A 16,271-nucleotide genomic window follows, 5' to 3' on the forward strand; every position below is an offset into this window, starting at 1 on the left:
ACACCGCCTGGGCACACCGCACCCAAACCACCGCCGCTTGACACCCTTAACACCTGGGGTGTCTGTCGGTCCGTACGCCACTCACCCGAACTCGGCAATTCCGGCACGCGGCCGGAGTACACGCAAACGCACGCGGTGCTGGGGCGTGGGTGGTTGCGGGTGGTCTGGGGTTGGGCGGCGGCGACTTCTGAACCCACACACACAGCAGCGGTGCGGACCTCGCGGTACCACCGGCTGTTTGTTTCTGAGTACTGCGACCCCGTGCGGCTCCTACGTCGCCCAGGTCTCACCCACCTCGGGTCGCGGCACCTCCGTCGCGACCCAGCGAATGCCGGGTGATCGCAGTGGGGCGAGTTGTCACCAGCCATCACCAGGCCGCCGTCAGGTGATCAGGCTGGCCGGGTCGCCTCATAAGGTCCACACCGAGCCGCTGCCCCGGCACGGCTGTACCGAGCGACAGGATGACCTCGCTCGCGGGGCAACCCCCACGCGTAACGAGGGTGTTCAGGCGCACGGACAACGCAGTACATCCTGTCGGTCCGTACGCCACCGACCCCGAACTCGGCAATGCCCGGCACGCGGCTGCAACACCCGGGCGGTGGTGGGGTTGTGGGTGGGTGGGGGGCGGCTTAGCGTCGGGGTGTGCATGAGCTCGCCATTACGGAGAGCGTGGTCGATGCGATCGTCGAGAAGGTCGGCGACGGACCGATCGCGGCGGTGCGCCTGGAGATCGGGAAGTTGTCCGGGGTGGTGGTGGACTCGATCCGGTTCTGCTTCGAGATCGTTGCGAACGGCACGGGTCTGCAGGACGCCCGGCTGGACATCGACGAGCCGTCCGGGCGAGCGTACTGTCGGGATTGTGGTGACGAGTTCGTCCTGGACGACCCGATCATGCTGTGCGCGTGTGGCAGCGCGGATCTCGACATCCTCAGCGGCCAGCAGCTGAGGATCATCTCGGTGGAGGTGCACTGACATGTGCAGCACCTGTGGATGTTCCGGCGAAGGCAGCGGCACCAGGATCAGCCTCGTCCCCGAGCACGACCACCCGTACGACGCCGACCACCAGCACCCCCAGGACCACGAACACCCGCACGACCACCAGCACCCGCACGAGCACCCGCACGAGCACGCAGCGGGCCAAGGACACGAACACAGCCAGGGACACGGGCACGCGCCAACGGTCGAGGAGACCCGGACGATTCTGCTGGAGCAGGAGATTCTGGCGAAGAACGACGGGCTGGCGGCGGCGAACCGGCATCGCCTGCAGGAGCGCGGGATCACCGCGATCAACCTGATGAGCTCCCCCGGCTCCGGCAAGACCACGCTGCTGGAGAGCACGGTCCGCGCGTACGCCGGCACCCGCGAAACCCTTGTGATCGAAGGGGATCAGGAGACCTGGCTCGATGCCCAGCGGATCCGCGCGACCGGGAGCAAGGTGGTGCAGATCAACACCGGTGCGGGCTGTCACCTCGACGCCCAGATGCTCGCCGGCGGCCTGGCCGAGCTGGCTCCGCCGGACAACTCGCTCGTGTTCGTGGAGAACGTCGGCAACCTGGTCTGTCCCGCGCTGTTCGACCTCGGCGAGACCGCGCGAGTGGTGATCATCTCGGTCACCGAAGGCGCCGACAAACCCGCCAAGTACCCGTACATGTTCCGCACCGCCGATCTCGTCCTGCTCAACAAGATCGACCTGCTCCCGTACGTCGACTTCGACATCGACCTCTGCCTCAGCCTTATCCACCAACTCAAGCCCGACGCGCAGATCCTGCAGCTCTCCGCCACCAAGGGCGACGGCCTCGCCGACTGGCAAGCCTGGCTCGACACCCTCTGAAAGGCCGTCTAGGTAGGGCGGGACCGGCCGGACAGCAGGTGCCCGGCCGGTGGTCCGAGGTAATCAGCAGATCCGGGGTAGTTGTTCTCCGATCGGGGTGTCGACGACTCGGGTGGCGCCGAAGGTGGTTCTGGTGACGACCATGCCGGGGTGGGCTTCTACGCATTCGCCGATGATCGCGGCGTCGGCGCCCAGGGGATGGGCTCGCATCGCGGCCAGGACCTGGTCTGTGTCCTCGCGGGCGACGATCGCGAGGAGCTTGCCTTCGTTCGCGACGTAGAGCGGGTCGAGGCCGAGGAAGGCGCAGGCGTTGGCAACCGTCTCGGGGATCGGCAGGTCGCGTTCGACCAACTCCACCCCGACGCCAGCCGTCTTGGCGATCTCGTTCAGCGAGGTGGCGACGCCGCCGCGGGTGGGATCCCGGAGTACATGCAGGTCGAGCGTGGCGTCGAGCATCGCGTCGACCAGGCCGTTCAGCGGGGCGCAGTCGCTGGTCACCTCGGTGCCGAACGAGATGCCTTCGCGCACACTCATGATCGCGATCCCATGCACGCCGATCATGCCGCTGACGATCACCACGTCACCCGGGACCGCACGTTGCGGCCGGATGTCCACTCCTTCGCGGACGAGCCCGATGCCGGCCGTGTTGATGTAGACGCCGTCACCGTGACCGGAGTCGACCACCTTCGTGTCGCCGGTCGCGATGGTGACTCCCGCGCGCTCGGCCGCCGTACCGAGGTCCTTGGCGATCCGGCCGACGACGGACAGTTCGACTCCTTCCTCGAGGATGAAGCCGCAGGACAGGTACGCCGGCTGCGCACCCGACATGGCCAGGTCGTTCACGGTGCCGTTCACCGCCAGGTCGCCGATGCTGCCGCCCGGGAAGAACAGCGGTTGCACGACGAACGAGTCGGTCGAGAACGCCAACCGCGCGCCGCCCAGCGTGACCACGGCCGAATCCGTCAACCCCTCCAGCAGCGGATTCGAGAACGCCGGGACGAAGAGGTGCTCGATCAGCTCCCCCGAGAGCTGACCACCACCCCCGTGCCCCATCACGATGGTCGGGTAATCGCGCAACGGCAGCGGACACGTCCACCCGTCGAAGTTCGGCGGCTGTGCCTCGGAAGAAGGAGGAAGAGCCGGATCAGGAAGCATCACCCGCTCAGCCAACAGAACTCACCGCCTTCGAGCCAGTCTTCGGGGCCGGCGTCTGGAGCCGGCGGTAGAGGTAGTAGGCGGCGCAGGCGCCCTCGCTCGAGACCATGGTGGCGCCGAGCGGGTTGCGTGGCGTGCAGAGCGTGCCGAACGCCTCGCACTCGTGCGGCTTGATGTGCCCCTGCAGCACCTCGCCGCTGCGGCAGATCGACGACTCCTCGGTGGCGATGTCCCTGACCTGGAAGCGGTACTCCGCGTCGTACTCCCGGTAGCGCGGGGACAACCGCCAGCCGCTCTGCGGGATCATCCCGATCCCCCGCCAGGCGCGATCGGTGGTCTCGAAGACGTCGGCGAGCATCTCCTTCGCCGCGGGGTTGCCCTCGTCCTGCACGGCCCGCCGGTACGCGTTCTCGACGAAGTACTCGCCGCGCTCCAGCTGGGTCACCGTGCGCAGGATGCCGGCCAGGATGTCCAGCGGTTCGAAGCCGGTCACCACGATCGGCACCTTGTACTTCGCGGCCAGCTCCGGGTACTCCGAGATGCCCATCACGCTGCAGACGTGGCCGGCGGCAAGGAACGCCTGCACCCGGCAGTCGGGCGACTGCATGATCGCCGCGATCGCGGGCGGTACCCGGACGTGCGAGACCAGCAGGCTGAAGTTCGCGATGCCCAGCCGCTTGGCCTGGTAGACCGTCATCGCGTTCGGCGGCGCGGTGGTCTCGAAGCCGATGCCGAAGAAGACCACCTGTTTGTCCGGGTTGTCCTTGGCGATCTTGAGCGCGTCGAGCGGCGAGTAGACCACCCGGACGTCGCCGCCCTCGCTCTTGATCCGGAACAGGTCACGCCCACTCCCAGGCACCCGCAGCATGTCGCCGAACGAGCAGAAGATCACCCCGGGCTGCGACGCGATCTCCAGCGCCTTGTCGATGATCTCCAGCGGGGTGACGCAGACCGGGCAGCCCGGTCCGTGGATCATCTCGACGCCGTCCGGCAGCAACTGGTCGATGCCGTGCCGCACGATCGTGTGGGTCTGCCCGCCGCAGACCTCCATCATCGCCCACGGCTTCGTCACCGTGGCGTGGATCTGGTCGACCAGCTTCTTGGCCAGATCGGGATCGCTGAACTCGGCCAGATATTTCATTGCGGTGTCTCCTCTGTCCCCGGCGGCCGCCGTTCCCCGGCCTGCCGCGCGGCGATCCCCCAGTGGTCGCCGAACTCCTCCTCCAGTGCGCCCAACTGCCGGTAGAGCTCCAGCGACTGCATCGCCGACTCCTCGTCCAGCCGCTGCAACGCGAACCCGACGTGCACGATCGTGTACTCCCCCACCTGCAGGTCGGGCAGATAGGCCAGGCAGACGTCCTTGATCACGCCGCCGAAGTCCACCTTGCCCATCCGGGTGTCGTCCTCTTCCCGGATCTCCACCACTCGTCCCGGTACCGCTAGACACATGCTGATTGCTCCTTTCGTGCTGGCACTCGGGCCGCGACGGCCAGCTGCCCGAGTGCGACGCCGGCATCGGTCGGCGGCACCTTCGCGTGCCGCAGAACGGTGAAACCGGCCTTGGACAACGCCCGACTGCTTGCTGCGAGCAACAATCGGTTCACGAATACCCCACCCGACAGGGCGACCATGGACAGCCCGCGGTCTGCTCTGACCTGCTCGGCGATCCGGACCATCGCCCGCGCAACGGCCTGGTGGAACCGCAGTCCGACCACCCCGGCGCCGACGCCGGCGAGGACGTCCCGCACCACCTCCGCCAGGACGGGCGCGGGATCGATCAGGCCGGGGAAGCCCGCGACGGGCGAGCTCAGCCCGAACTCGTAGGCGCGGTCGACGGGCTGCCCGACGGCCAGCCCTTCCAGTTCGATCGCGGCCTGCGCTTCGTACCCGACGCGGTGGCAGACACCGGCCAGCGAGGACACCGCGTCGAACAACCGGCCCATGCTCGAGGTCGGCGCGCAAGCGAGGTTCCGCTCCAACTGGATCCGGAGCAGCTTCAACTCCTCGTCCGCGCAGACCTGTACCGACGGCAGTCGCGGATCCCACGGCAGTCCGGCCGCGACGAGGTGCGAAAGCGCCATCCGACAGGGATTCCGGACCCCCGCATCCCCGCCAGGCAAGGGCACGTACTGCAGATGCGCGTACCGCTCGAAGCCGTCGTACCCGGCGAGCAGTACCTCACCACCCCAGACCGCGCCGTCGTCGCCGTACCCGGTCCCGTCGAAGGCGAACCCGATCACCGGCTCCGCGCCGTCGTACCCGTGCTCCGCCAGCACGGACGCGAGGTGCGCGTGATGATGCTGTACGCCGATCACCGGCCGCCCGTCCGCATGCAGTTCCGCCCATTGCCGGGACCGGTACGCCGGGTGCTTGTCCGTCACGAGTACCTCGGGCCGGACGCCGGTGAGTTCCTCGAGATGACGCTCGGCCTTCTCGAAGGCGGCCAGGGTGGCGAGGTCGTCCATGTCGCCGACGTGCGCGGAAAGCCAGGCATAGCGGCCGTCGCCGAGACAGAAGGTGTTCTTCAGGTCTCCACCGACAGCAAGGGCCGGTCGGACGGGAACAGGCAGCGCGACCGGGAACGGCGCGTACCCGCGCGAGCGCCGGATCGGCAGTTCCGTGCCCGCGACGATCCGGACCACGGAATCGTCACAGGGAACGTGAATCGCCCGGTCGTGCCCCAGCCACCCGTCGGCCAGCGGCGCCAACCGGACCGCCGCGTCCTCGTCGGAGGTGACGATCGGCTCGCCCGACACGTTGCCACTCGTCATCACCAGCACCGACAAGCCCTCGAAGAGCAACCGGTGCAATGGGGTGTAAGGCAACATCACGCCGAGATCCGGGTTGCCTGGTGCGACTGCGGCAGCCACGGTCGCAGCGGGAAGCCTTCTGAGCAACACGATCGGCCGCCGATGCCCGGTCAGCAGCGCGGCCTCGACCTGGTCCACCTCCGTCATCCGCCGGGCGGTCTCGAGATCCGCGGCCATCACCGCGAACGGCTTGTCCCCCCGATCCTTCCGCTTGCGCAGCGTCGTTACGGCGGCCTCATCGGTCGCGTCGCACACCAGATGGAACCCACCGAGACCCTTCACCGCCAGGATCCCGCCGGCTCGCAACATCCCCAGAGCTCCCGCCAACGCCTCCTCGCCGTACTGCGGGTCGGTGGCGGGCGTGGTCAGGCAGAGGCTCGGGCCGCAGTTGGGACACGCGATCGGCTGGGCGTGGAACCGGCGGTCACCGGGGTCGCCGTACTCGCGGGCGCAGTCGGAACACAACGGGAAGGCCGCCATCGTGGTCGCGGGGCGGTCGTAGGGCAGGCCGGTGATGATGGTGAAGCGCGGTCCGCAGTTCGTACAGGTGATGAACGGATGCCGGTAACGGCGGCCGGCCGGATCGTCGAACTCGGCCAGGCAGTCGTTGCAGGTGGCAACATCCGGGGAGACCAGGGTGCGCCCCGCCCCGGCCGTGGAGTCGAGGATGACGAAGTCCGTGCCACCCCGTGCGGGCACCACCTCGCACTCCACCGTCTCCACCACGGCCAGCGGCGGCGCGTCGGCCGCGATCCTGCGACCGAAAGCCTCGACCGCATCCGCCGGACCCTCCACCTCGGCGATCACCCCGGCCGCGGTGTTCGCGACCTCGCCGGACAGCCCCAACTCCCGCGCCAGGGCATAGACGAACGGCCGGAAACCGACGCCCTGGACGACGCCGGACACGGCGACAGCGGCGCGGATGCGAGAAGCCGGACCGGTCGTGGCACCCACCGCCTGCTGATGGATTTGTCGATGTTCCGGGGTGAGAAGACCGAGTGCGGTGACGAATTCGGCCATATGCGGACTAATTCGCAGCGTAGCCCCGCGCGCTGAGGTCCACCAGAGTCCGGAAATACCGGACCGCCATTTCCGGAGTGTTTACTCGGGCGGCGGCCCGAAGATCGCGTGCACCCGGCGGAGGTCGCGCATCCGGGGCTCCGTCGTCCCGCTGAGCCACCGGCTGACCGTCCGGACCGAGACGCCGATCCGGCTCGCGGCCGCCTGCTGGGACAGCCCCTGGCGGCGCAGTACGGCGGTCAGCCAGTCGGCGAACGGCTCCTCGCCGACCCGTGGGGACGCGCCGGCCCGCCGTCCAGCACCGTGCAGGACCTCTACCTCGACCCCGTCGGGAAAGATCCGCACGGTCACGTCGAAGACGCCGTCGTCGGGGCCGGCGGCCTCGAGCATGGCCGACGTGATCGCGTCGTACAGCGCCTTGTTCTCCGCCGGCTCCAGCTCCAGCGGCTCGATCGCCTCGCGGACGAACAGCTCGGCATCAGGCAGCGAACCCGGCCGGGCCGGGAAGGTGTGGGCGACGACGACCACCGGCGAGATGAACACGCCGCCGTCGAGGCCGTCCGGCGGGGGATCATCGGACATGTCGGCACGGCTCTCAGAGAATGCTTCGGTGCTCAAAGGTAGCTGTCACGGAAGGTAGTAGTCGACGACTCGCCGGTGACCTTGACGAATGAGGTTGAAATATCATCGACGTAGCCTTGCCAAAGGTCTAAGGAGAGGTCGCGAAATCGCGGAATCCGGGATTACGCGAAAGGGCCATTAATACCCGACACAAGTGTCTGTCCGAGTGCGCATTCCGGACGTACTGTCCGAAGGAGAACTCCGGAGGAGGCTCGGATGTCGATGACCCTCGAACCAGATCAGGCGCAGGAGACGGCCGACGAAGGTGTCGTCCACATTCTCTGGATGAACGGCGGGCTGAGCTGCGACGGGGACTCCGTGGCACTCACCGCTGCGACTCAGCCCAGCATCGAGGAGATCGTGCTGGGGGCGTTGCCGGGACTGCCGAGGGTCGCTGTGCACTGGCCGCTGATCGACTTCGAGTGCGGCCCGGAGACGGGTGCGGACAACTTCATCGAGTGGTGGCACAAGGCCGACCGCGGTGAGCTTGAGCCCTTCGTCCTGGTGGTGGAGGGATCCATTCCGAACGAGGCGATCAAGTCCGACGGATACTGGGCCGGCTTCGGCAACAACCCGGCCACCGGACAGCCGATGAAGACCTCGGAGTGGCTCGACCGGCTGGCCCCGAAGGCGACCGCGGTGATTGCCGTCGGCACCTGTGCGGCGTACGGCGGGATCCACGCGATGGCAGGGAATCCGACCGGTGCGATGGGGGTACCGGACTATCTCGGCTGGGGCTGGAAGTCGAAGGCCGGACTGCCGATCGTGTGCGTGCCAGGTTGTCCTATCCACCCCGACAACCTGTCCGAGACGCTCGTCTACCTGCTGTACCAGGTGGCCGGCCAGGCGCCGATGATCCCACTGGACGCCGAACTGCGACCGCAATGGCTGTTCGGCCGGACCGTGCACGAGGGCTGCGACCGCGCCGGGTACTACGAGCAGGGCGACTTCGCCAAGGAGTACGGATCGCCGAAGTGCCTGGTGAAACTGGGCTGCTGGGGTCCGGTGGTGAACTGCAACGTGCCCAAGCGGGGCTGGATCAACGGCGTCGGCGGCTGCCCGAACGTGGGTGGTATCTGCATCGCCTGCACGATGCCCGGGTTCCCGGACAAGTTCATGCCGTTCATGGACGAACCGCCGGGCAGCAAGGTGTCGGTCGCCGCCAGCACGGCCTACGGCACGGTGATCCGGCGGCTGCGCAAGATCACCCAGAACACCGCGAACAAAGAGCCCCAGTGGCGGCACAAGGGATCGACCCTGACGACCGGCTACGAAAGGTGATCCAGCCATGACCACCACCGAACCCAAGGTCGGCTCCGCGCTGGACGCCGACAAGAGCTCCGACGTCGTGGAGATGGCCTGGGACCCGATCACCCGGATCGTCGGCAGCCTGGGCATCTACGCCAAGGTGAACTTCAAGTCCAAGACGGTCGAGGAGTGCCACAGCACCTCGTCGATCTTCCGCGGCTACAGCATCTTCATGAAGGGCAAGGACCCGCGCGACGCGCACTTCATCACCAGCCGGATCTGCGGCATCTGCGGCGACAACCACGCCACCTGCTCGGTCTACGCGCAGAACATGGCGTACGGCGTCGCGCCGCCGCACCTGGGCGAGTGGATCGTCAACCTGGGCGAGGCCGCGGAGTACATGTTCGACCACAACATCTTCCAGGAGAACCTGGTCGGGGTGGACTACTGCGAGCGGATGGTCAGGGAGACCAACCCGGGTGTGCTCGACCTGGCGAACCGGACCGAGGCGCCGCACGCCGGCGACCACGGGTACCGCACGATCGGCGACATCATGCGGTCGCTGAACCCGCTGGAGGGCGACTTCTACCGCGAGGCGCTGCACGTCAGCCGCTACACCCGCGAGATGTTCTGCCTGATGGAGGGCCGGCACGTCCACCCGTCCACGCTGTACCCCGGCGGGGTCGGCACGGTCGCGACGATCCAGCTGTTCACCGACTACCTGACCCGGCTGATGCGCTACGTCGAGTTCATGAAGAAGGTCGTGCCGTTGCACGACGACCTGTTCGACTTCTTCTACGAGGCGCTGCCCGGTTATGAGCACGTCGGCGAGCGGCGCATCCTGCTCGGCTGCTGGGGCAGTCTGAACGACCCGGCGATCTGCGACTTCAAGTACGAGAACATGGAGGCCTGGGGCAAGCGGATGTTCGTCACCCCCGGTGTGGTGGTGGACGGCCGGCTGGTCACCAACAGCCTGGTCGACATCAACCTCGGCCTGCGGATCCTGCTCGGCAGTTCGTTCTACGACGACTGGGCCGACGGCAGCCACGAGAAGTTCGTCGACCGGGACCCGCTGGGCAACCCCGTCGACGTGCGACACCCGTGGAACCAGCACACCCTGCCGAAGCCGCAGAAGCGCGACTTCTCGAACGCCTACAGCTGGACGATGTCGCCGCGCTGGTTCGACGGCACCGACCACCTGGCACTCGACACCGGCGGCGGCCCGATCGCGCGCCTCTGGTCGACCGCGCTGTCCGGACTGGTCAACACCACCTACGTCCAGGCCACCGGCCACAGCGTGAAGATCCAGCTGCCCCGGACCGCGTTGAAGCCGGCCACGGAGTACGAGTGGAAGATCCCGCAGTGGAGCAACGCGATCGAGCGGAACCGGGCCCGGACCTACTTCCAGGCGTACGCGGCCGGCCTGGCGCTGCACTTCTGCGAGAAGGCGATGGCCGAGGTCAGGGCCGGCCGGACCGAGACCTGGACCCCGTTCAAGGTCCCGGACAACGCGATCTCCTGCGGTTTCACCGAGGCCGTGCGGGGCGTGCTGTCGCACCACATGGTGATCCGCGAAGGCAAGATCGCGAACTACCACCCGTACCCGCCGACCCCGTGGAACGGCAGTGTGCGCGACTCCTACGGGACGCCCGGGCCGTACGAGGACGCCGTACAGAACACGCCGATCTTCGAGGAGAATCCACCCGACCGGTTCAAGGGCATCGACATCATGCGCGCGGTGCGCAGCTTCGATCCCTGCCTGCCGTGTGGTGTGCACATGTTCGTCGGGAACGGGACAGAGAAGACCCATCTGCACTCGCCCACGCTCGCGGTCAAGCCGTACTGACATGGACCGTCGCGACGCGCAAGCGCTGAGCGAGCGGATCGACGTGCTGCTGGACGAGGTCCAGCGGCGCGCCGAGCCGGAGGTGACCGAGAAGGTCGAGGAGCTGGTTCGCGCCGTGTTGTCCCTGCACGGCGCGGGCCTTGAACAACTGCTCGCCCGGCTGGACGAGCCCCAGGTCCGGGTTCTGCTGGAGGACGATCTCGTCACCGGGATGCTGTTGCTGCACGACCTCCACCCTGACGATGTGGCGACCCGGATCCAGGGCGCCCTCGACAGCGTCCGGCCGTACCTCGGCTCCCATGCCGGCGGGATCGACTACCTGGGCATCGATGACGACGGGGTCGTGCACCTGCGGCTGCAGGGCAGCTGCGAAGGCTGTCCTGGCTCGACGGCAACGGTCCGGCTCACGGTGGAGAACGCCGTACTGGACGCCGCCCCCGAGGCCGTCGCTGTCGACGTGGAGGGAATGGTCGCGGCCAAGAAGCAGACCCTGCTGACGATCGAGCCGTTCCGGCCCAGTCAGGAGACCGAGGGCTGGTACCGGCTCGACCTGGTCACGGCGCCCGGCCAAGTCCAGAAGCTCGTGGTCGCGGATCTCGAGGTCCTGGTCGCGAACCTCGGTGGCACCTACTACGCGTACCGGAACAGCTGCCCCGCCTGCTCGTCCGTCCTGCACCACGGCGAACTCACCGGCGACGAGCTCACCTGCCCTCGCTGCACCGCCGTGTACGACGTACGTCTGGCCGGTCGTGCGCTCGCACCCGTCGGGTCCGAGGCACTCGAGGCGCTGCCGCTGCTGCCCGACGCCACCGGCTGGAAGGTCGCAGTACCGGGAAGGCAGCCGGCGTGAGACCTTCGTCGACGCTGAGATCCCTCGCCCGGGCCAAACCGCCGCCGCCTGTTGATCCGGTGGCGGTGCTTCGCGGCTTCACGGGCGGGGTGCGGGAGCAACTCGCGCCGGGTGAGCAGTGCGAGATGTGCGCGGTGCCGATCGGTCCGGAGCACTCGCACATCGCGGATGTGCCGGATCACCGGCTGCTGTGCACCTGCCGGCCGTGTTACCTGCTCTTCAACGCCGAGGCGGCCTCGCGCGGGCATTACCGCGCCGTACCGGAGAACTACCGGCTCAACCAGGATTTCTCGATGTCGTCGGCGCAGTGGGAGGCGCTCGGCATTCCGGTGAACCTGGCCTTCCTGTTCCACCAGACCGACCAGGACAAGAATGTCGCGTTCTACCCGAGTCCGGGCGGCGCCACCGAGTCGTTGCTCGACCTGGCCAGCTGGGACGAGGTAGTCGCGGCCGATCCCCTGCTGGGCGAGCTGATCCCAGACGTGGAGGCAGTGCTGCTGCGCCGGCTCGACGACGGGTTCGAGTGCTACCTGGTCCCGATCGACTCCTGCTACGAACTGGTCGGCATCGTCCGGCAGTACTGGGAGGGGTTCGCGGGAGGCGAGGAGGTCTGGGGACGGATCGACGAGTTCTTCGCCCGGGTGAAGGAGCGCTGCCGTGGTTGACCTCGACTTCGCCTGCATCGGCGCCGACGCCGACCGGTACGCCGCGACGCCGAACGTGCTGCTGCACCTGAAGATCACCGAGACGACCGGTACGCCGGTGCACGCGCTCGCGTTGCGCTGCCAGATCAGGATCGAGCCGATCAAGCGGCGCTACGACGACGAAGAGGCCGACGGGCTGGCGGACCTGTTCGGCGATCGCGCCCGCTGGGGCGAGACGCTGAAACCGCTCCAACTCGCCTTCGTCACGCAGATGGTGCCGGGGTTCACTGGCTCGACCGAGGTGGATCTGAATCTGCCGTGCAGCTACGACTTCGACGTCGCGGCGCACAAGTACCTCTACGCAGTCCGCGAGGGCGGGGTGCCGTTGCTCCTGCTGTTCAACGGCACGATCTTCACCGGCCGGGCCGGAACCCTGTCGGTGACCCCTGTCGCCTGGCAGAAGGAGGCGTCTTACGCCCTGCCGGTACCGGTCTGGCGCGAGGCGATGGACCAGCACTTCCCCGGGGCCGCCTGGCTGAGGTTGCGGCGGGACACCTTCGACAAGCTCTACAGCTACCGGGCCCGGGAGGCACTGCCCGGCTGGGACGACGCGATCGAACGGCTGCTGAAGGAGAGCCAGGAATGACCCAGTCCTTCGAGAGTGTCCAGCAGATCGCCGACGCGTTGCTGTTCGAGGGGTACGTGCTGTACCCGTACCGCGCGTCCGACGGGAAGAACCGGGTGCGCTGGCAATTCGGCGTCCTGATGCCGCCCGCCTACGGGGCGGTCGACCCGTCCGAACGGACCTGGTCGCAGACCGACTGCCTGCTCGACGGGGACGAGGCCGTCCTGACCGTGCGGATCCGCTTCCTGCAGGCGCAGCGCCGTACCGTGCTGAACGCCGAACGGGTCGAGGTGGAGTCCCTCCAGACCGAGGACGCGTCGTACGTGCCATGGGACGAGGCCGTCGAGCAGCACGTGGACGTCACCGTGGATCTGCGCGAACTGCCAGGTGAGAAGGCATTCTCCGTTGCCGGAGGCACCGAGCTGGAAACGGTCGGCGATGCGGGCTTCCTGCAACGGACCCGACTGCCACTCGAAGGTGTGCTTGCCCTTAGCAAGGAAGATTTGCCCGGGCCCCACGGAGTGAACCGGCTTCGGCTGCGGTTGGAGAATCGCAGTACAGGCAAGGATTCCGAGCGAGTCGGGGCGCTGCGGCAAGCACTGATCGCGCATCACCTGCTGGTCGCCGCCGATGGTTGCCGCTTCATTTCGTTGCTCGAGCCCCCTGAATGGGCGACCGGCTACGTGGCCGGATGCGAGAACCTCGGCATCTTCCCGGTGCTGGCCGGCGACCTGTTGCTGTCGTCCCCGATCATCCTCTACGATCAGCCGCAGATCGCGCCGGAGAGCCAGGGCGACCTGTTCGACGCCACCGAGATCGACGAGATCCTCAGCCTGCGCACGATGACGCTGACCGAGGAGGAGAAGCGCGAGGTCCGCGGTACCGACCCGCGGGCGGCGGCGATGCTCGACCGGGTGGACTCGATGCCGCAGGAGATCCTGGACCGCCTGCACGGCACGGTCCGCTACCTGCGCAAGGTCACCGAGCCGGAGCCCGCTCCCGCCGACGCGCCCTGGTGGGACCCCGGCAACGACACCTCGGTGTCCCCCGAGACCGACACCGTGATGGTCGGCGGCGTCGCCGTCGGCAACGGAGTCCGCGTCCGGCTGCGTCCCGGCGTACGGCGGGCCGACGCGCAGGACATGTTCCTCGCGGACCGGGTGGGCACGGTCGTCGCGGTGTTGTCCGACGTGGACGGCGTGACGCACCTCGCCGTCGCGCTGGATGGTGAGGAGGGTGAGGTGCAACGCTCGCACGGTCGCTATCTCTACTTCAGCCCGGACGAGATCGAGCCCCTGGTGAGTGCCGGATGAGTCCGCGGATCCTGGTCGCCGGCCTGGGCAACATGTTCTGCACCGACGACGCCTTCGGAGTGTCGGTGGTCGCCAGGCTCGCCGAGCAAAGCTGGCCGGACGGGGTCGAGGTGCAGGACTTCGGCATCCGCGGCATCCACCTGGCCTACCAACTGCTCGAGCCGTACGACCTCGTCGTACTGATCGATGCGGTGCACCGCGAGGGCCCGCCGGGGACGGTCTACGTGGTGGAGGCCGAGCCGGACCCGGAGCCCGGGCCAGAAGTGAGCATGGACGCGCACGACCTGGGCCCCGACGCCGTGCTCTCGCTTGTACCGCGACTTGGTGGGACCTTGGGACGAGTGGTGGTGGTCGGCTGCGAGCCGGCCGACCTGGGCACCGGGATCGGGCTCACCCCGTCCGTCCAGGACGCGGTGCAGACCGCGGCACAACTGGTGACCGACCTGGTCATCGGCGTGAGAGTTAGAGAAGGGACATCGTGATGCGCTGGGTCATCCTCGCAATCGTGCTGCTGTTCGGATTCGGGCTTTTCTACTTCGTGCTGCCCGACGCCCGGCGGTACTTCCGGCTGAGGGACATGTAGCGGCGATGTGCCTCGGCATCCCGGGCCGGATCGTCAGCACCACTCCCGGCCTCGACCTCGGACAGGTCGAGGTCGCCGGGGTGGTGCGCGAGATCAACCTGGCGCTGCTGGACGGTCCGTTCGTCCCGGGTGAGTACATCTTGATCCACAGCGGCTTCGCACTCGAGCGGATGACGCCCGAGCGAGCCGCCGACGCCTTGGCGTTCTTCGGCGGCGAGTGATGGCAGTCGCGACCACCTCCGGACCGATCCTGTTCGTCCGGTACGCGCTGGCGCCCAACCTGCTCGGGTACTGCGGCCCCGCCGACGGCAGCGCGATGCTGGCCTACGGAGCCGGTACCGCGGTGGACGACGGGCTGCGCGAGCGCGTCCGGCAGTTCGAGGGCGCCTGGCCGTACCTGGAGATGATCGCCGACACGGCGGGGATCAAAGATCCGCTGGACTACCGGATCGTGGAGGCCTACTGGCTCGGCAACGCCCTGCTGGGCGATGTGGGTGCGCGGCTGAAGGCCGGTGGGATGCCACACCACAGCTACCAGGTGTTCTGCTGCTACCCGTGGGCCGACCTGCTCGGCGACGAACGGACCACCGAGCAGGCGCTGCACGTCCTCGACCAGTGCCGGATCCGCTGGGGCCGAGTGATCGCCGATGTGGGCACCCACGTCCTGGTCGAGTCCCGGCCCCTCACCTGGGACGGCCGCGCCCTGGCTCTTGGCTCACCCCGCAAGGAGACGGTCATCCGCGGCACGGACGGCATCGACCTGCTCGGCCCGCTGTCCCCCGGCGACTGGGTCACCCTGCACTGGCAGTGGATCTGCGACCGCATCGACCTCCGCCGGGTCACCGCGCTGCGGACCTACTCGGCGTACCACCTGACGCTGACCAACAATCGCCTCGCATTAGTCTGAATCGTCCGGGTTCGCCGGACCCTCACGACTGGAGTCCGCGATGGATCTGCACCTGGCCGGCAAGACCGCACTCGTCACCGGCGCCAGCAAGGGCATCGGGCTTGCGATCACCCAGGGGTTGCTCGCCGAGGGAGTGAAGGTCGTCGCCGGGGCGCGCACCGTCGACGGTCAGCTCGGCGCGCTGCCGGTCGAGACCGTCGCCGTCGACCTCAGCACCCCGGAGGGTCCCGCGGACTTCGTCGCCGAGGCACTGGCCCGGACGGGCGGGTTCGACATCCTGGTCAACAACGTCGGTGCGGTGCATCCGCGACCGGGCGGATTCGTCTCGGTGACCGACGAGGACTGGCTGGCGACCTGGACGCTCGACTTCCTGTCGGCCGTCCGGACCACGCGAGCCGCGCTGCCGCAGTTGCTGGAGCGGACCGGGACGATCGTCACCGTCTGCTCGGTCAACGCGACCTTGCCCGATCCGCTGGTGATCGACTACAGCGCCGCCAAAGCCGCTGCCGCCAACTTCTTCAAGGCGTTGTCGAAGGAGGTCGGGCCACAAGGCGTCCGGGTGAACACGGTCAGCCCAGGGCCGGTCTCGACGGATCTCTGGCTCGGCAAGGGAGGAGTGGCCGAGACGGTCGCCGGTGCCGTCGGCGGGGAACCGGGTGCCGTCGCCGCTCAGGCCGCGGCGGGCTCGGTGACCGGGCGTTTCACGAGTCCGGAGGAGGTGGCCGCGCTGGTCGTCTTCCTGGCCAGCGACCGGGCCGGCAATCTCACCGGCGAGGACATCGTGATCGACGGCGGCCTCACTCCCACGCTCTGAGCTC

At 68.1% G+C, this 16,271-nt stretch carries 18 protein-coding genes; 13 read left to right on the forward strand and 5 right to left on the reverse strand.

Annotated elements, in window-relative coordinates:
- The first annotated feature begins 642 nt into the window (after positions 1–642).
- Together ACFPJ1_RS19975 and hypB are read left to right on the forward strand one after the other, a co-directional pair.
- A complete protein-coding gene (locus tag ACFPJ1_RS19975) occupies positions 643–972 on the forward strand; it encodes a hydrogenase maturation nickel metallochaperone HypA/HybF (RefSeq protein WP_380105882.1) in 330 nt (109 codons plus the stop codon).
- 1 nt (position 973) lies between these two features.
- A complete protein-coding gene (gene hypB / locus ACFPJ1_RS19980; RefSeq protein ID WP_380105884.1) occupies positions 974–1,831 on the forward strand; it encodes a hydrogenase nickel incorporation protein HypB in 858 nt (285 codons plus the stop codon).
- 63 nt (positions 1,832–1,894) lie between these two features.
- Here the strand turns inward: hypB and hypE are convergent, their stop codons facing one another.
- The 5 genes from hypE to ACFPJ1_RS20005 form a co-directional block, all read right to left on the reverse strand.
- The gene (gene hypE, locus ACFPJ1_RS19985; protein ID WP_380105885.1) at positions 1,895–3,001 is read right to left on the reverse strand and encodes a hydrogenase expression/formation protein HypE; all 1,107 of its coding nucleotides are present in this window, start codon (positions 2,999–3,001) and stop codon (positions 1,895–1,897) included.
- On the reverse strand, positions 2,994–4,127 hold the full coding sequence (hypD, locus tag ACFPJ1_RS19990; protein WP_380105887.1) for a hydrogenase formation protein HypD: 1,134 nt from the start codon (positions 4,125–4,127) through the stop codon (positions 2,994–2,996). The genes hypE and hypD overlap by 8 nt, the downstream gene beginning before the upstream one ends.
- Positions 4,124–4,435 carry a HypC/HybG/HupF family hydrogenase formation chaperone gene (locus ACFPJ1_RS19995; protein ID WP_380105888.1) on the reverse strand — a complete coding sequence of 104 codons (312 nt, stop codon included), beginning with the start codon at positions 4,433–4,435 and terminating at the stop codon, positions 4,124–4,126. The genes hypD and ACFPJ1_RS19995 overlap by 4 nt, the downstream gene beginning before the upstream one ends.
- Positions 4,426–6,816, reverse strand: a complete 2,391-nt coding sequence (gene hypF, locus ACFPJ1_RS20000; protein ID WP_380105890.1) for a carbamoyltransferase HypF — start codon at positions 6,814–6,816, stop codon at positions 4,426–4,428. The genes ACFPJ1_RS19995 and hypF overlap by 10 nt, the downstream gene beginning before the upstream one ends.
- An 81-nt stretch (positions 6,817–6,897) precedes the next feature.
- Positions 6,898–7,398: a helix-turn-helix domain-containing protein gene (locus ACFPJ1_RS20005; protein ID WP_380105891.1), complete on the reverse strand. Its 501-nt coding sequence runs from the start codon at positions 7,396–7,398 to the stop codon at positions 6,898–6,900.
- 255 nt (positions 7,399–7,653) lie between these two features.
- On the opposite strand from ACFPJ1_RS20005, the gene ACFPJ1_RS20010 reads away from it, so the two are divergent.
- The 11 genes from ACFPJ1_RS20010 to ACFPJ1_RS20060 are packed head-to-tail and all read left to right on the forward strand — an operon-like array spanning position 7,654 to position 16,267.
- A complete protein-coding gene (locus ACFPJ1_RS20010) occupies positions 7,654–8,718 on the forward strand; it encodes an NADH-quinone oxidoreductase subunit B family protein (protein ID WP_380105893.1) in 1,065 nt (354 codons plus the stop codon).
- Positions 8,719–8,725: 7 nt separating this feature from the next.
- The gene (locus ACFPJ1_RS20015) at positions 8,726–10,531 is read left to right on the forward strand and encodes a nickel-dependent hydrogenase large subunit (RefSeq protein ID WP_380105894.1); all 1,806 of its coding nucleotides are present in this window, start codon (positions 8,726–8,728) and stop codon (positions 10,529–10,531) included.
- A 1-nt stretch (position 10,532) separates the two neighbouring features.
- The gene (locus ACFPJ1_RS20020) at positions 10,533–11,381 is read left to right on the forward strand and encodes a NifU family protein (RefSeq protein WP_380105896.1); all 849 of its coding nucleotides are present in this window, start codon (positions 10,533–10,535) and stop codon (positions 11,379–11,381) included.
- Positions 11,378–12,046 carry a DUF5947 family protein gene (locus ACFPJ1_RS20025; RefSeq protein WP_380105897.1) on the forward strand — a complete coding sequence of 223 codons (669 nt, stop codon included), beginning with the start codon at positions 11,378–11,380 and terminating at the stop codon, positions 12,044–12,046. Before ACFPJ1_RS20020 ends, ACFPJ1_RS20025 begins: the two co-directional genes overlap by 4 nt.
- Complete coding sequence (locus tag ACFPJ1_RS20030) at positions 12,039–12,671, forward strand: DUF6084 family protein (protein ID WP_380105899.1); 633 nt, start codon at positions 12,039–12,041, stop codon at positions 12,669–12,671. The genes ACFPJ1_RS20025 and ACFPJ1_RS20030 overlap by 8 nt, the downstream gene beginning before the upstream one ends.
- A complete protein-coding gene (locus ACFPJ1_RS20035; RefSeq protein ID WP_380105900.1) occupies positions 12,668–13,963 on the forward strand; it encodes a hypothetical protein in 1,296 nt (431 codons plus the stop codon). The genes ACFPJ1_RS20030 and ACFPJ1_RS20035 overlap by 4 nt, the downstream gene beginning before the upstream one ends.
- Positions 13,960–14,445: a hydrogenase maturation protease gene (locus ACFPJ1_RS20040; RefSeq protein ID WP_380105902.1), complete on the forward strand. Its 486-nt coding sequence runs from the start codon at positions 13,960–13,962 to the stop codon at positions 14,443–14,445. Before ACFPJ1_RS20035 ends, ACFPJ1_RS20040 begins: the two co-directional genes overlap by 4 nt.
- The gene (locus tag ACFPJ1_RS20045) at positions 14,445–14,546 is read left to right on the forward strand and encodes a DUF6893 family small protein (protein WP_380105903.1); all 102 of its coding nucleotides are present in this window, start codon (positions 14,445–14,447) and stop codon (positions 14,544–14,546) included. Before ACFPJ1_RS20040 ends, ACFPJ1_RS20045 begins: the two co-directional genes overlap by 1 nt.
- A 5-nt stretch (positions 14,547–14,551) precedes the next feature.
- Positions 14,552–14,767, forward strand: a complete 216-nt coding sequence (locus ACFPJ1_RS20050) for a HypC/HybG/HupF family hydrogenase formation chaperone (RefSeq protein WP_132290834.1) — start codon at positions 14,552–14,554, stop codon at positions 14,765–14,767.
- Positions 14,767–15,453, forward strand: a complete 687-nt coding sequence (locus ACFPJ1_RS20055) for a DUF6390 family protein (protein ID WP_380105904.1) — start codon at positions 14,767–14,769, stop codon at positions 15,451–15,453. The genes ACFPJ1_RS20050 and ACFPJ1_RS20055 overlap by 1 nt, the downstream gene beginning before the upstream one ends.
- Positions 15,454–15,493: 40 nt before the next feature.
- Positions 15,494–16,267, forward strand: a complete 774-nt coding sequence (locus ACFPJ1_RS20060; RefSeq protein ID WP_380105905.1) for an SDR family oxidoreductase — start codon at positions 15,494–15,496, stop codon at positions 16,265–16,267.
- Positions 16,268–16,271: the final 4 nt, after the last annotated feature.

Source organism: Kribbella qitaiheensis (genome assembly GCF_042657745.1).
GTDB classification, from domain to species: domain Bacteria; phylum Actinomycetota; class Actinomycetes; order Propionibacteriales; family Kribbellaceae; genus Kribbella; species Kribbella qitaiheensis.

Bases quoted from the DNA above. Each gene is read 5' to 3' on its own strand.
- hypB (WP_380105884.1), top strand. From the start codon at position 974: ATGTGCAGCACCTGTGGATGTTCCGGCGAAGGCAGCGGCACCAGGATC.
- hypD (WP_380105887.1), bottom strand. From the start codon at position 4,127: ATGAAATATCTGGCCGAGTTCAGCGATCCCGATCTGGCCAAGAAGCTG.
- ACFPJ1_RS19995 (WP_380105888.1), bottom strand. From the start codon at position 4,435: ATGTGTCTAGCGGTACCGGGACGAGTGGTGGAGATCCGGGAAGAGGAC.
- hypF (WP_380105890.1), bottom strand. From the start codon at position 6,816: ATGGCCGAATTCGTCACCGCACTCGGTCTTCTCACCCCGGAACATCGA.
- ACFPJ1_RS20005 (WP_380105891.1), bottom strand. From the start codon at position 7,398: ATGTCCGATGATCCCCCGCCGGACGGCCTCGACGGCGGCGTGTTCATC.
- ACFPJ1_RS20010 (WP_380105893.1), top strand. From the start codon at position 7,654: ATGTCGATGACCCTCGAACCAGATCAGGCGCAGGAGACGGCCGACGAA.
- ACFPJ1_RS20015 (WP_380105894.1), top strand. From the start codon at position 8,726: ATGACCACCACCGAACCCAAGGTCGGCTCCGCGCTGGACGCCGACAAG.
- ACFPJ1_RS20020 (WP_380105896.1), top strand. From the start codon at position 10,533: ATGGACCGTCGCGACGCGCAAGCGCTGAGCGAGCGGATCGACGTGCTG.
- ACFPJ1_RS20035 (WP_380105900.1), top strand. From the start codon at position 12,668: ATGACCCAGTCCTTCGAGAGTGTCCAGCAGATCGCCGACGCGTTGCTG.
- ACFPJ1_RS20040 (WP_380105902.1), top strand. From the start codon at position 13,960: ATGAGTCCGCGGATCCTGGTCGCCGGCCTGGGCAACATGTTCTGCACC.
- ACFPJ1_RS20045 (WP_380105903.1), top strand. From the start codon at position 14,445: ATGCGCTGGGTCATCCTCGCAATCGTGCTGCTGTTCGGATTCGGGCTT.
- ACFPJ1_RS20050 (WP_132290834.1), top strand. From the start codon at position 14,552: ATGTGCCTCGGCATCCCGGGCCGGATCGTCAGCACCACTCCCGGCCTC.
- ACFPJ1_RS20055 (WP_380105904.1), top strand. From the start codon at position 14,767: ATGGCAGTCGCGACCACCTCCGGACCGATCCTGTTCGTCCGGTACGCG.
- ACFPJ1_RS20060 (WP_380105905.1), top strand. From the start codon at position 15,494: ATGGATCTGCACCTGGCCGGCAAGACCGCACTCGTCACCGGCGCCAGC.